Here is a 15,149-nt window from a genome sequence, read left to right on the forward strand (position 1 = left end):
TTTTTAAAAATTAAACCCAATACTTACATAGAAATTTCGAGGGTTGGCTGGAATGATGCCTGGCCCTGGATATCCTGCTGCCCTGCGAGTGAAATAGGATTCATCCGTCAGGTTATTGATTCCTGTTTCAAGCCTCATGAATCGATAAGTGTAATCCAGAGATATATCCATGACATGATAAGCGGGTATCAATCCTTCCACAGCGGTAATGGTTTCGACCGCATTAGATGCATCGGAATACTGCTCTGACAGGTATGTATAGAGATAGGATATGCCTAAGGACTTGTATCTGTATGTAAGTCCTGTTTTGAGATTGGTGAGTGGTACCAACTCTACCTCATTGCCTACGATTCCACTGCGCTCACTTCGGACGTATTCGGACTTGATCAAAGCCAAATTAACAAAAGCAGTCAAAGACTGCTGCTCACTGCCTGGTTTGAGCCATTTCAATAGGTCTCCTTCTATGTAGGATTCAAACCCGTATATGTTGGCATCACCTACATTGGTTCTAAATCTAGCACCGGTTCTATTGGACAACATGGGACCTATGCGGTCATTGTATCTCAAATAGAAAACAGATATGTCATACTTGATTGCTTTATTTCCTCCCCTGATACCTATGTCTGCGTTGTAGCCAAACTCATCGCTAATGTTTTCATCTACGGTCAGTGAAGGATTGATTACTCGGATATCGTTAAAATTAATGGCTTTGTAGTTTTGAGAATAGTTGGCATAAATCTCCAGTATATCACTAGCCTTGTAGCTCGTACCCAATCCGAAAATCATGAAGTGTCGGGACTTATCTCTAGATTCATCCTCGCGATCTACGCGTAATATATTCCCAGCAAAATCGGTCACAGGGTAATAGTAGAATCCATCCGCTTGCGTTTTGATGTATTCAAATCTAGCTCCTGGCGTTACACTCCACTTGTCTGTTAGGTTAAAGACATTCTCCACAAAGACCGATACATTGGTGCTTGGAAACAGATATTCTGAGTAGCTGTTTTGCTGCTCGATAAAATCGAAATCTGCTCCCGAGGATGCGCTACCTTCTCCTTGTCTGCGATCAGTCTTGCCAAAATAAAGTCTGTTCCCTATGATCATGACTGATTTCTTGCCGAGCAGCGGGTAGTGAATGATAGCCCTCAATTCATTGCCCCAATTGAAATATTCATCCTTGAGCAGGTTCCTCTCACTGCTGAGGTCATCGTCTTCATTGATGTTTTCTAGATTGCCCACTGCATATCTATTGGCGCTAAGAAGGAAGGTTCTGTTGTTAAATTTAATACTGTTGTTCACTCGGTAATTCCACTCCATGGCAGACAAGTCCCAGCCCACCTGAAACCAATTTCTCTCCCGCTTGGATATGGAAGGGTCACTGTTAAACTCATCATCGGTCATCCCACCTGGCTGATGTGCCAAATAGGACATGTGAGTGTGCTCAATTTTCACATTTAACAAAGGGGAAATATTATAAGTAACCGACCCGAAGAGATTGTGCTGACTCTGGTCCGAATTGGGTCGCCAACCTTCACTGGTCTTGTACTGGTAAAACCCGTAATAGTTCACCTTGCCAACCGTGCCTCCCAGGCTGTTAAAAGAATTGAAAAGTCCGAAAGAACCTAGGCTTTGTGTAGAGCTCACACCTATCTTTTTATCCTTTGGACCTTCTTTGAACTGGAAGTTGAGCATGCCTCCAAATTGGGTTCCGTACTGTAAACCGGCCGCTCCTCGTACCAATTCGATGCGCTGTAAGGCTTGAATCGGAGGAGTATAGTAACTCTCAGGATAGCCTAATGCATCCGCTGAAATATCGTATCCATTCTGGCGGACGTTGAAGTTGGACGTTCTATTAGGGTTCAATCCTCGTCCACCAATGCCTAGGTTAATCCCTGCACCATCATTTTCCCAGATATTCAGCCCAGGTACACGTGAATATACTTGACGACCTACGTTGGCTGCCTTGTTGCCAATGAGTTTATCTATTTCGATTAATTCGGTTTTTTTGGATTCATAGATGGCACTGCCCGAAACAGACTGGAGCCATCCCATGTCTGTATCTCCAGAGATAGCCTCAGTAATTGTTACCTCTTCTAGTTGGGTATTAAGGTCTTCTAATACAAAATCAAAGGTTAGCTTTTGGTTTGACTGAAAAGTCAGTTTGGTAGAGGTAGTTTGGTATCCTGATACGAAGGCCACTAGCTTGTAAGTTCCCGCTTTAAAACCGGAGAGAGAGTACTTTCCGTCCTGACCAGAAGGAGCTTTATATGAGGTGCTTTCTATGAGTACAAACCCTTCTAACGGTGCTCCGTCAATGTCCGTGATTTTTCCTGAAACCTCTTGAGCAAAACTGATGCTTGCCCACAGTAACAATCCTATGATGAATATTCCTCTACTCATAACTTAGCACCCAATCTTTATGTTTCCAGCCCTCTTTCAACTGGCTCAAATCTTTTTGTTCTTCTATAAACCTTCTACTTCTTCTACCATTGAGGGTCACATAGGCATCTACAGTTACCTTTGGATCGTTCATTCCCTTCTGTTTATAGATATTTTTCAAGTGATGTGCATATTGCAAAATCATGTCAGGTTGGGTGGCCATCATTTTTTCCTGCTGCGGGGTAAGATGTAATGAATTATCAACTATCATTTTTCGATTTCCGTCGGAGATATAAAAAGTAGCCTGCCCCATCTTTTCCATGAGCATGACTCTCCAAGAAAAGCGATAGCCTTGCTCATGCCAGAATACAGACCCTGGATAGGCCAGATAGCGCCAAGGCATGGCCAGCTGAACCAGCGCAAAACAAACAAATAATAGAACCTTAGCCTTCGAAAATGTGGAAATACTGTTGAGAGGCAGCTCATTAGATAGTTTCCTTTCGATACTACTCAGCCATTTCTCCTGTTGGGAAGAGGGAAAGAATATCAGCGTACTCAATATCATCACGTAGGGAAACATCCCAATAGGGAAAAGAAGGGCTGTCAATGTATGAAAGACGATGACGGAGCAATATGCCACCCATCGCGTATATCGCATAGATAGAAAAAAGGGGATCGTCAAGTCATACAATGCACCAAACCAAGAGAAGAAATAAGCAACCCAGCTTTTGGTCAGTAAAGCCCCAATGATTGGTATGTGACTATTGGCAGGCAACCAGATTTTCAATGGAAGTGCCTTGAGCAACCAGTCTGGATTGAGTTTGGCTATCCCTGCAAAGCAATAGAGTACAGCTACTTGAAACCTCAATGTGGCGATCTCATAAAAGCGACAAGTCTTCTGAACAGTGCCTCGCCACCAAGCATCCACTGAAAACCTCTCTCCAGCAGGGAGCCAGATCAATAGAAAAGCTATCAAGCTCACGAAATAGTAATGATTGAGATAGTAGGTCTGATCAATCAGCTCCACATAGGTGAAGCTCAGAAAAAACACTGTGGTAGATATTCGATAAAGAAGCCCTAAAGCTATGCCTACTGCAGAAATTAGCATCAGGGCAAACAGCACGTGCATGCCATATTTAGGCAAAACCTGTACCCACTCAAATCCATAGTAGGAGAAATGAAAAGATGGAGTCAGGTAGAATTCTTCTACCCAGCCATTGATCATGAATCGTACGACACTGGCAGTCATTAATATACCAAAAGCCATCCTGAATAGCACCAGAGGTGCATTAGATACCTCGCGCTTTTGATACTGCCATATGGATTTGAGATCAGTCACCGTCGTTATCACTAAAAACCACGAGCAATCCGAGCTGAGACATCATGTCTGTTTTGATGAGTAAGGTCAATTCTTGTAAATCATTGTAGAGCAGTTCTACTGCAGCTTTGTCTGAAGTTATCGCCTCTTGCATAGTGCCAGATATGGCAGTCAGGTCGGCCTGACATTTGTCTATCAGATTAACAATCACAGCTGATAAGGCTTGGCCATCGCTGTCTTCTATTTTCAGTTCATTCAGATAGTCATCAAAACCACTGCCATCTCCTCCAGTAAAAACTCGCTTGGTGATCACTAGACTTTGTGCGATCAGCGCTTTAGATTCATGGGCATAGTAAGACTCCAGTGTCTTAGGCAATGGAGTTTCAGAGCCAGAACGAATCCCTAAGGGGGTGGCAAGGCGGTAATTTTTAATTACCTCTACATGATAGATGAGCTCATTGGCTAGTAAGGTGGTACTCGCACCTGCTCCATTGCCTAAGTCAGCTTTGAACGCAGCAGCATAAGAATCTGACCATGTATTCTTCATTTGCACAGCAATGGCATTCAAATTATCAATGAGTAAACCGAGAAAAGTCAAACGGTTGGTGTCTTGAAATGCCAACAAGGTTTCTTCATCCGACAGATTAAACAATAGGTATTCGATGGCGGCAAAACCCTTTCTATCACTGGGTATGATATTAACATTGGTCGAACTAGCGTCCTCGCTGGTGGTTTCAATCCCATCTACGTTGATAGGCCATAGATCCACCGCGTTTTCTACGCCTGATGATTCTAATGGGCCAAATTTGAATGGTTCACAATTCTTCCAGCTTAATCGAGCGGTTAACCAGGCTGTTCTCAATTCAGCCAGACTTTGATTGTCCAGATTGCTTTGGAATGTTGCAAACTTGGCTTGACAATCCGATGTGCTGGAAGCAAAATCATTCCAAGCAGGCAAAATGATATTATCGGTGAGGTTGTTTAGGATCAGGCCTCTGTCAAAATTATCCTCTACACCATCGTTTTCTGCACTACACCCTAGTAAAACAAAGAGCGTTACAACGCTGGCTATGACACTTACACTTCTCATAATGATTCTATAAATTTTATTAATGCGCTTCTACCTGACTTGTCCAAATCTTTAAAGTTTTGCTGGCTGGTCTTCGCCTCTCCTCCATGCCAAAGGATGGCTTCTTCTATATTTCTGGCTCGGCCATCGTGCAGCAAATAGGTATGGCCACTGACCACATGAATTAACCCTAGTCCCCACAGTGGTGGGGTCTTCCATTCCTGACCATCTGCCAAACCATCAGGCCGGTTATCTGCTAGTCCGCTTCCCATATCATGCAAAAGCAAATCAGTATAAGGACGGATGGTTTCGTTAGAAAATTCGGGGTGGACATCATAGTTCCCCGTGACTATTTTGGGGATATGGCAACTGACACAACCCACTGATTCGAACAGCCCTTTGCCTTTGAGTACTTCAGGCTCTTCCCAGTCTCTTCGTCTTGGCACAGCCAACACTTCACTGTAGAGTGATACACGGTCCAATATATCTTCTGTAAGTTCTGGATCTCCGCCATGGGCAATCTCAGAGCAGTCTTGGTTGGGGGCACAGGGCTGATCGGGGAAAAGGGAGGATGTGATTCCGATATCACCATTGAACGCGCCTGCTACCTGTTGTCTCACGGTTGGTTGGTTGGCCTTCCATCCAAAGCGACCAATCTGCATCATGCCAGTCTCTACATTCATGACATAATTGGCTCTTCCTGAGATTCCGTCACCATTTGCATCTTCTGGATCAGCAAAACCCAAAAGGGTTTCTTCTGCAATCGCTTCTAGCAGACCAAGACCTATCATTTGTGGTCCTATCCGTGGTGAAACTTGCGTCTCAGGTTCTAGCGAACCATAGTTCAGTTTGGAGAAGTCATAGATCGGATTCCTTAGCGAGTAGGTGGTACCGTCAGGATAGATGCCTGGTTGCTCTCGGTATGAGACAGATACAAACCCTTCTCCTTCTACAGCTAGGATTCCGTGAGGCTGGATTTGAAATCCATAATTATCATCTGGTAAGTCCTCGCCTCCAGAAGGTTTGCTCAGTCTAAACAATAGTCCTAAGGGCTCTTCGTCTGGCGTCAGAGGAGGAGCAGCGCGACCGTCAAGAGCGTGGCAGGCAGAGCAAGAGCGGGCATTAAAATAGGGGCCTAACCCATCCAGATCTTCTGTGGATGCTGGAGCGGTTACCCAATTTCTTTTGAAGAATGCATTACCTGTGACAAACAGCAAATCCTTGTCTCCAGTCAGGTTAGGTGCAGCCTGCCCAAAGGCATTGACAGATTCGTCTAATATCGTGGTAGCTCCTCCACCAAACTCTTCTCCCTCTTCCAAAAATGCTTGATAGGGTACTTCTGCCTCTGGTCCGCACGAAGCGAAAAGTATCCCCAATAAACCACCAAGTAGTATAAATCTAGTCATATATAAAACGCAAGAAAGTACATGCCTCTTGACATGTACTTTCTCATAGTTAATTCGTTATTGGATATCTATTAGATATCTGTTGGGTCAAATTCAAAACCAAGTGCTGAAGCAGCTTCTGCCAATTGATCACCCTGCGCTCTCAGGCTAGTGATAGCGGCGAAGATTCTAGTTCTACCTGCTTCATTCAAAAATTCCTGATCAAATGGATCTTGTATCGCTTCGCACAATTCCACGCTAGATGCGATCTGTGCTTTTAGTTCGTTGGCTAGTTCTTCATCTTCCATAGCAATTACATCGTAAATGGAAGGGCCAGTCAGGTTGCCATACGAGCCAAGGAATACATTTTGAATCCCCAGTGCATTGGTCACAATGTCTCTGTGCGTATTGTCACTAAAGCACGAGTGCTCGTCTTCTTTGCTCTGTAAGTCATATGCTACGAACATTCTTTCGCCAGCTAGCTCACCTTTGCTCAGTTTGCCTAGTGCACTAACAATATTTTCAATGGACTCATCAACCGATGACTCAAAGCTCACTCTATAGCTGGCGCCTTCTTCCCAAGCGCTCACCAATGAAGATAGGTCGTTCACCAAAAGTTTAGTTACCTCTACTAGGTAATTAGCTCTCCTTTCTTGGTTGGCATTAGTGCCTGATCCATCTGTTACATAGTCGGTATAGGGTCTTTCACCTCCACCAGCACCCTCACTAAGATCCTGACCCCACAGCAAAAATTCAATTGCGTGGTATCCTGTGCTGATGTTGGTTTCACTTCCTTGCTCATTTAGACCAGCTAATATTTCTGCCGTAATTTCTGGAAAGTCATTTGGGCTATTGATGATGTTAGTACCATCGACAGGCTCATCTCCTACGATTACATAGTCAATGTATGACTCATCCAAAGGCCAAGCGTTCAACTGTCCTTCTGGGCCATCTTCGTCATCGATCGGTCCACCATAAAACCTAAAGGCTTCTGTTTGTCCATAAGTTTCTCTTGATGCCAACCAAGCATCTTTAGCGGCTTCTAGCGTAGTCTCGGATGGAGAGGCTACCAAAGCATCTATCGCAGTTTGTAAAGCTACTGCATCAGTATGGGCGTCAGAGTAATTGGCATGTACGATGGTGGCATATTGAGCGATGGCTCCAGCCTTGGCATCATCGAGTGCCGACCCACCATTGTCATTGTCACTATCGCATGATGCAACGGCGAAGGCGAGGATAATAAGGGTAAAAAACTTTGTTGATTTTATGAGATTCATACTTAGGTGTTATTTTAATTTATTCTAAATAAAAGCGAAAGTAGGTCAAAAAACGAATTCAGGCAAGGTACTCTTGTTTTTTCGTGAGAGGGAGGGGTGGAAAATTCATTTCAAATTTTTCAAGTAACCTATTTCGACCCGTCAAATTTTTGTTGAAAGAGGATGAGTAAAACAATAAAAAACAGCCTTTGTCAAAGTGGTAATCACAAAATCATTGTAGCAGAACTCTCTCAGTCACATCACCTTCCTAAACGACCGACGAAGGACTATTTTTATTTGGTTATGATTTGCAACGCCCGTTGAGCAGCCTCTTGTCTTCGAAGACCCCGTCTGACAGGCGTTTGATGACCTGATCAAGCCAATCTACTCCCTAAATAATCGTAGAGCAAGCGTTTTTGTCTTGTTAAGCTCCCCAACGGTCTTCGAGGAGGTGTTTGGGTCTCGACAGGTTCTCCGACGGGTGTTTGGGGTGTGTTTTGATCTCCGATAGTACGCCAACGGGCGTTTGGGGTGTGTTTTGATCTCAGACAGTACGCCAACAGGCGTTGGAGAGGATGGGCAGCTTCGACAGCTATTTCGACACCCATTGGCATGCTATGAGACATTGAGATTCATCCCCTTGCATCGATGGAGATTTAGCGGGGGAGCGATTTGGAGAGAGTAGATGATCATCATCATTATTTTGTTATATTTGGATAAGCAGCCACATGAGAATAGTTAATTGTTTAAATCATTTTTTCAATTAAATATTTTATCATGATTATTAGACCAATCGTTAAGTCCTACTATTCTAATCAAGAGATAGAGGCTTTGTCCAAAAGTTTTATTGAGGCAATCGCCAAAGTACAAGGAGAGCAAGCCATTGTTCAGGCTTTGGGAGAGAAACTTTCCGCCGCGCATGAAGCCATCAAGGAGGCCAGCCTCAACTCTAATCACAACAGCAAAACGGCACTCGTACAAGAGGCCGACCGTGTGCGCGACCTAGCATTTCGTGCCTTTTACGATTTGATAGAGGCAGGGATACTTCGTCAAAACGAAGCGCACCGCATCGCCTGCACCAAAATCATGAGTTATTTGGAGCGGGTGGACAAGCGGCTCTACAGCTATGGCTATACCAAAGAGTCTATCGAACTGCGCAAGCTATTTGATGAGATGGAAAACGTCAAAGACGAGATCGATTTGGTCAGTGCTAGGGACTGGCTCTCAGAGTTGAAAAGTGCCGAGGAGGCGTTTAGCATACTACAGCAAGAAAAGCTAAATGAAGAAACGGAGACACGTATCGTGATTCGTACCAAGGAGGCCAAAGACCAAGCCTTGGGCCAGTTGATCAATGTGGTGAACACGCTCAACGGTCTAGCGTCCATCGGCATAGCAGGTGTCGCTGAGCTCAATGCACAACTCGACAGTATCGTTGCAGCGATCGAAGGGCCTGCCAAAGCTCGCTTGAGTCGTCGAGAGAACCAATCCGTCGAGATCAGCGAATAGTATTAATAGTATCTGAGATCTAATTGCTGTCTAACGAGTAGCGGTTAGATCTCTGTTTTGTTACTCATATCCGCTACCTAGCCTAGACCTACGAAAACCAGCGTTTCTTCTTGATAGTGGGAGTATTCTTTATCATAGACCAAATTGCCATATTTTACTTACTCCACAGTCACAGACTTGGCTAGATTCCTAGGCTGATCGACGTTGCAGCCTCGCATGATCGCGATGTGGTAGCTCAGCAGTTGTAGCGGGATCACAGAGATCAGTGGCATGAGTGCCTCGTCACACTGTGGCACTTCGATGACATAGTCTGCCATGTTTGGAATCAAAACATCTCCCTCTGTCACGATGGCAATGACGACTCCTTTTCTAGCTTTTACCTCCTGAATGTTGGAGACGATCTTGTCATACGAGCTGTCTCGTGTAGCGATGACTACCACAGGCATTTCTTCATCGATCAGCGCGATTGGCCCATGTTTCATCTCTGCGGCAGGATAACCTTCGGCATGGATGTAAGAGATTTCTTTGAGTTTGAGCGCTCCCTCTAGTGCTACAGGGAAGTTGTACCCGCGACCTAGGTAGAGGAAGTTTTTGGCATCTTTGAATTTCTCCGAGATCTTTTCGATCTCATCATTCTTCCTCAATACCTTTTTGATTTTTTCAGGGATGTTTTCCAAATCTGAGAGCAGATCCTTCAACTTGCTATCTGTGATGGTTTTTTTCCTCGCAGCAGTAGACAATACGATCATCGTCAGCACAGAGAGTTGTCCTGTGAATGCTTTTGTACTGGCTACACCGATCTCTGGGCCTGTATGTAGATAGGCTCCTTCGTGCGACACGCGGGAGATAGACGATCCTACTACATTGACCACTCCGAGGATGATGGCTCCTTTCGATTTAGCCAGTTCTATGGCGGCTAGGGTGTCTGCAGTTTCGCCAGATTGAGAAATGGCGATGACGACATCTCCTTCGTTGATGACGGGGTTTCTGTATCTGAACTCCGAGGCGTATTCAACCTCCACTGGGATTCTACAGAACTCCTCGAAGAGGTACTCCGCAACCAGTCCAGAGTGCCAGCTGGTGCCACAGGCAATGATGATGATACGCTTTGCCTCGGCTAGATGATCCGCATATTCATGAATGCCTCCTAGCGTTAGTTTGTTGTTTTTTCTATCTACTCTACCACGCATACTATCGGAGATGGAGTTGGGCTGTTCGAATATTTCTTTGAGCATGAAATGCTCATAGCCGCCTTTTTCGATAGCGTCTAGTTCGAGCTCTACTTTTTGGATGTAGGGATCTTGTTCGACATTTTCAATGTTGACGATTTTGAATTCGTCTCTACTGATCACAGCGATTTCTTGGTCGTTGAGGTAGACTACCTCGTCTGTATATTCGATAATAGGTGTGGCATCCGAAGCGATGAAATATTCTTTATCTCCGATTCCTAGCACCATTGGACTGCCCTTTCTAGCCGCGATCAGTTGATCGGGGTTGTCCTGATCCATGATCACAATAGCATAAGCTCCTTCGATAGTGGATAGGGCTTGTCTCACGGCGGCTTCCAGAGTCAGGCCGTGCGACTTGATATCTTCGATGAATGTGATGAGCACCTCTGTGTCTGTATCACTGGCAAAGGAGTAACCTTTAGATTCTAACTCCTTTTTGAGGGAACTGTAGTTTTCGATGATTCCGTTATGGATGATCGATAGCTTTTTATCACTCGAAAAATGCGGGTGCGCATTTTTGTCATTCGGTTCCCCATGAGTAGCCCAGCGGGTATGACCTATGCCGATGGTACTTTTGAGTTTTTGGCTTTTGAGGGAGTTCTCTAACTCGGCTACTTTGCCCGCTTTTTTAAAAATCTGCAGTTGGCCGTCTTCGTGTACGGAGACTCCAGTACTGTCGTATCCTCGGTATTCGAGACGTTTGAGTCCTTTGATGATCAAAGGATAAGCTTCTTGGTTACCCAGATAAGCTACGATTCCACACATATACCTTAGTTAGGTTTGGAGTAAAATATTTTCATTTTGATACTGTCCTGCGGGATGATCGATCGATCAATAGACATAGGATCGGTAGATAGTAGTACTAGACTATTACGTATAGATTCTCCCTCCTCTGGTTTTAGATCGATGTATCCATTATTGACAGACTGGGCAAATAATGTAGCAGCGCCACGGTATTTGACCGCAGAGGTATCAATGGGCAAGTTGAGTAACAGCAGTGAACCTGTGAGATAACCTATGTCAGTCATGACTCCCGTTGTATAGAGATTTTGGGCCGAAAGCCCGTTGATATTGATCTGAGATTGGTCACCGATGAAGTACAGTCTTAAGTTTTTGACCTTGTTGTTCAGCGGAGTTTCTGTACCTTCTGATACTAATTCGAACTCAACATTGTTGAGCTGAATGAGCTCATTACCGTCAGCTTCTAAGAAATCGACTAATGGCTGTAGACTGAGCTTTGGATGTATACCAGAAGCAGGATTGATATAGAGTTTGTTGTCTCCTGTAGAGAAATTCTCCAAATTGTCACCGATGTGATTACCGATCAGGCTTCCCGTGCGATCTGTCGTGATCTTATTGTATTTTGCATTAGCTGCTGATAGTGAAAAGTTGACCACAAGACTGTCTGCATATACGGTATCTGCCTCTAGATGATAGTGTACATTGAGAGCCGTGAGCCCTGTGGAGAGATATTCTATCATTGCAGTATTCGTTTCGTCTGGCACGATCGCTATTCCTTTGAAGTCTTCACGAAGCAACTGTGCTCTGTCTGATTGTCTAGCAATTTCAAATAGTCTTTCAGCCCAAGTTTGGTTGAGTTTGAAATGCACTGTGTCACTCGAAGGATCTTCTAGTGTCAGAGAATCCATTCGCGGAGTGAAAGAGAATCCATGCGCTGATTCTGCGGGTAGAATAGGCGTTTCGAAATCAGCGAGGTAATACACGCCAGAAAATAACTGGTCATCGACTTCATGAATACTTAGCGTCTGTGAGGTGACGGTAGCCTCGCTCGAGCTAATATCACCATAGTTGAGCGTCAGGACTGCCGAATCAATCACATATTTAGTCCATAGTGTGTCTACTACTATTGGGTCTGTACTGAGCGTGTCTAGTCTAAATACCAGAGGCTGTACACTCGACACGGTAGAGAGCTGTGCATAAGCAGTGGAGCTTGTGCTGCCGAATACATCGTCGGTGATTTTTCCGATCAGAAACCGGAACTGTTCACCAGTACTTGTCCTAATGCTGTCTATGAATACGTTTTGGGCGGGGAGGAGTAGTTCTTCGTAGTACACTCCTGTTTCGATACCGTCTGGATCTAATCCTAAACCAACTTCACTCGGGTCTTCACAAGAAAAAATGGTTAGGGTTGCGAAAATCAACAACCCAGACCAATTTTTATCCAACAAGTTCATTATATAAATTATAGTAAGAATCTAAGTAATTGTCGTCCTTTTGAATGGTTTCGACTTTTTTGTCCTTAGGCGCGGCACTGATCAGTTGATCAATTTTGTCACCTACTTCTGCTTTAGAACTGATGACTGCATCTGCATATTCCATACCAAGCTTAACAAAGCCTTCATAATCGGCAGTGAGCAAATGATCTAACATGCTCTCGTCTATGTCCATCATCATCGCCTTGTTGATCAAGTTGCCTTGGAACTTGTGGTCAAATGAGTTGCCATAGATGTTGTAGATCGACTTTGCATCCTTAAATATGGGATCGTTTTTGTAGGTCGTCTTCAAATAGAGCGGAATAAAGCTTGTCATCCAGTCGTTGCAATGTACGATGTCTGGTGCCCAACCCAATTTTTTAACTGTCTCCAAAACACCTTTACAGAAGAAAATAGCTCTTTCGTCATTGTCTTCATGGAATTTTTCTTCTTTATCGAAAAACACAGACTTTCTGTGGAAGTAGTCTTCGTTATCGATGAAGTAAACTTGGAGTTTGGCATTTGGGATAGAAGCCACTTTGATGATCAAAGGTTTCTCTTCGTCACCTACTGCAATGTTGATTCCTGAGAGTCGAACTACCTCGTGTAGTCTGTTCTTACGTTCGTTAATTAAACCGAATCTTGGAACCAAAATTCGTATTTCCATTCCTCGTTCTTGCATAGCCTGGGGCAAGGCTCTAACAAAATCTGCCACTTCTGTGGTCTGTAAAAATGGGTTTATTTCATTTGCAACATAGAGAATCTTATACTGTGACATAAACCTTGATTTTTAAATATGTTATTATTTCAAAATGACCACAAAATTATACTATTTTTGGATCATTTTCAACTATAATGCCTTTTAACATCGAGGCAGTCTGGATTTATCCTCTCATATGATCGTTTATCGTAGTATTCATGACTTGCGCGCTGCGCTAGATGCTGAGCGTGCTCATGCTAAAACCATCGGTTTAGTTCCTACTATGGGAGCGTTGCATGCGGGGCATATGTCACTGTTGGCACAGAGTGTAGAGCACAATGACCTAACGGTATGTAGCTTGTTCGTCAATCCCATTCAATTCAATAATCCTGAGGACTTGAAAAAGTACCCTAGAAATGAAGTCGCTGATTTCGCCATGCTAGAATCTAATGGTTGTGATATTGTCTTTGCTCCGGACCAAGGGGAAATGTATGGTGAAGAGACAGGGTTGAAGATGAACTTCGGAGTACTAGAGAGCGTACTGGAAGGGGAATTTAGACCAGGACATTTTTCAGGAGTGGGGGTGGTCGTTTCTAAGCTATTCAATATAGTACAGCCACACCGTGCCTATTTTGGACAAAAGGATCTACAGCAGTTGGCAATTATTCGTAAGCTGACCAGAGATTTAAATTTTCCAATCCAGATAGTGGGAATACCTATCATGAGAGAAGCCAATGGTTTGGCCATGAGTTCTCGTAACATGCGGTTATCCGATGCACAGCGAGATATTGCAGCACAGTTGTACGTGGCTATGTCATCGATCAAGGAAGACTTGGATAGGAATGTGCCGATAGAGAAAAGTATTGCTTTGGCCAAGGATAGCCTGCGGCATATGGAAGGAATCCAACTAGAATACATGGAGATCGTAGACTCAGACACGATGCAACCCGTCTCCAACATAGAGAATGACAAGAATATATCGATTTGTGCCGCCGCATTCGTAGGAGAGGTCAGAATCATCGATAATTTATACATAGCCCAAAATAGATAGTGAAAATATCGACTGTTTTAAAGTTTAGTGTTTCTATAGTCTTAGCAGGGCTAATATTTTATTTCGTTTTTAGAAATGTGTCTTTTAGTGATTTTACCGAGAGACTTTCTAGTGTCAGTTATGGTTGGGTCTTTCTATCAATGGCCTTGTCTATCGTTAGTCATTTACTTAGGTCATATCGGTGGAATCTAATGCTGGAACCCTTGGGTTATAAGCTGACGCTCTGGAGGACATTTTTGGCATTGATGTCAGGATACTTGGCTAATTTGGCTTTCCCAAGACTAGGAGAAGTGACAAGATGCGGTGTGCTCAAACGAAACGATGGCGTGCCGATTACAGTCGGTTTTGGATCGGTAATCACAGAGAGGGTATTGGATTTTTTGATCTTACTGAGTTTGATCGCCTTGGATCTGATCCTAGAGATGGATCAGATACTAGACTATTTCATGACGTCTGTGCGCTATGATCAATGGCGAGCTAACGGTTGGCTAATCGCGGCGGTAATAGCCATTCTACTTGTAGGAGGTGTGGTTGGGGTGTTGGGTCTTAGATACATTCTCAAAAATGAATATAGCAACGAGACGTTAAATAAAATACGAGCAAAGCTGGCTGATATGGTCAATGGACTGATGTCCATTCGAAAAGTGAAGAGCCCAGTGGGGTATATTCTCTCTACTATTGGGATATGGGTTTTGTATTTTTTGATGAGTTACGTGATTTTCTTTTCCATGGACGCAACTTCCTTTTTGGGGTTTGGAGCAGGGCTGTCCATACTAGCTGCCGCAGGGGTAGCTATGGCTGCTCCGGTGCAAGGTGGGATTGGTGCTTACCATGCTTTGGTTAGTGGTGTGTTGACGATCTATGGAGTGGAAGCGACTACTGGTTTGTTTTTTGCGACGATGCTGCATACCTCACAGGTGATTATGTACATAGTGGTAGGAGGTGCGTGCTTGGTCATTAGTTTGTTTGTTAAGAAAAGAATTAGAACAGAATTTAGCATTTGACGTAATGTCATTTGAGCGGTTATAGCCATTACATATATA

Annotated in this window: 11 protein-coding genes; 3 read left to right on the plus strand and 8 right to left on the minus strand. The window is 44.0% G+C overall.

What is annotated here, in order from left to right; genetic code table 11:
• Nucleotides 1–3: 3 nt before the first annotated feature.
• From BGP76_RS18385 to BGP76_RS18405, 5 genes are all read right to left on the minus strand, one after another.
• Nucleotides 4–2,400: a TonB-dependent receptor domain-containing protein gene (locus tag BGP76_RS18385; protein WP_119845776.1), complete on the minus strand. Its 2,397-nt coding sequence runs from the start codon at nt 2,398–2,400 to the stop codon at nt 4–6.
• Entirely contained in the window at nt 2,393–3,718 is a 1,326-nt protein-coding gene (locus BGP76_RS18390) for an HTTM domain-containing protein (protein WP_255416157.1), read from the minus strand. Before BGP76_RS18390 ends, BGP76_RS18385 begins: the two co-directional genes overlap by 8 nt.
• A complete protein-coding gene (locus tag BGP76_RS18395; RefSeq protein ID WP_119845777.1) occupies nt 3,711–4,787 on the minus strand; it encodes an imelysin family protein in 1,077 nt (358 codons plus the stop codon). Before BGP76_RS18395 ends, BGP76_RS18390 begins: the two co-directional genes overlap by 8 nt.
• Nucleotides 4,784–6,172, minus strand: coding sequence for a di-heme oxidoredictase family protein (locus tag BGP76_RS18400; RefSeq protein WP_119845778.1), 1,389 nt, complete (start codon nt 6,170–6,172; stop codon nt 4,784–4,786). The genes BGP76_RS18395 and BGP76_RS18400 overlap by 4 nt, the downstream gene beginning before the upstream one ends.
• 71 nt (nt 6,173–6,243) lie before the next feature.
• Nucleotides 6,244–7,428, minus strand: a complete 1,185-nt coding sequence (locus tag BGP76_RS18405) for an imelysin family protein (RefSeq protein WP_119845779.1) — start codon at nt 7,426–7,428, stop codon at nt 6,244–6,246.
• A 756-nt stretch (nt 7,429–8,184) separates the two neighbouring features.
• On the opposite strand from BGP76_RS18405, the gene BGP76_RS18410 reads away from it, so the two are divergent.
• Entirely contained in the window at nt 8,185–8,913 is a 729-nt protein-coding gene (locus BGP76_RS18410; RefSeq protein WP_119845780.1) for a DUF6261 family protein, read from the plus strand.
• Nucleotides 8,914–9,071: 158 nt separating this feature from the next.
• Here the strand turns inward: BGP76_RS18410 and glmS are convergent, their stop codons facing one another.
• Genes glmS through BGP76_RS18425 form a run of 3 tightly spaced genes read right to left on the minus strand, consistent with a single transcriptional unit; the run spans nt 9,072 to nt 13,133 of the window.
• A complete protein-coding gene (gene glmS, locus BGP76_RS18415) occupies nt 9,072–10,907 on the minus strand; it encodes a glutamine--fructose-6-phosphate transaminase (isomerizing) (protein WP_119845781.1) in 1,836 nt (611 codons plus the stop codon).
• 5 nt (nt 10,908–10,912) lie between these two features.
• A complete protein-coding gene (locus BGP76_RS18420; protein WP_158584333.1) occupies nt 10,913–12,328 on the minus strand; it encodes a DUF4270 family protein in 1,416 nt (471 codons plus the stop codon).
• The gene (locus BGP76_RS18425) at nt 12,321–13,133 is read right to left on the minus strand and encodes a glycogen/starch synthase (protein ID WP_073122937.1); all 813 of its coding nucleotides are present in this window, start codon (nt 13,131–13,133) and stop codon (nt 12,321–12,323) included. The genes BGP76_RS18420 and BGP76_RS18425 overlap by 8 nt, the downstream gene beginning before the upstream one ends.
• Nucleotides 13,134–13,251: 118 nt before the next feature.
• On the opposite strand from BGP76_RS18425, the gene panC reads away from it, so the two are divergent.
• Nucleotides 13,252–14,106: a pantoate--beta-alanine ligase gene (panC, locus tag BGP76_RS18430; protein WP_119845782.1), complete on the plus strand. Its 855-nt coding sequence runs from the start codon at nt 13,252–13,254 to the stop codon at nt 14,104–14,106.
• Complete coding sequence (locus BGP76_RS18435) at nt 14,106–15,110, plus strand: lysylphosphatidylglycerol synthase transmembrane domain-containing protein (RefSeq protein WP_158584334.1); 1,005 nt, start codon at nt 14,106–14,108, stop codon at nt 15,108–15,110. The genes panC and BGP76_RS18435 overlap by 1 nt, the downstream gene beginning before the upstream one ends.
• The last annotated feature ends 39 nt before the right edge of the window (nt 15,111–15,149 follow it).

This window comes from Reichenbachiella sp. MSK19-1 (genome assembly GCF_003590315.1).
Classification (GTDB): Bacteria; Bacteroidota; Bacteroidia; order Cytophagales; family Cyclobacteriaceae; genus Reichenbachiella; species Reichenbachiella agariperforans.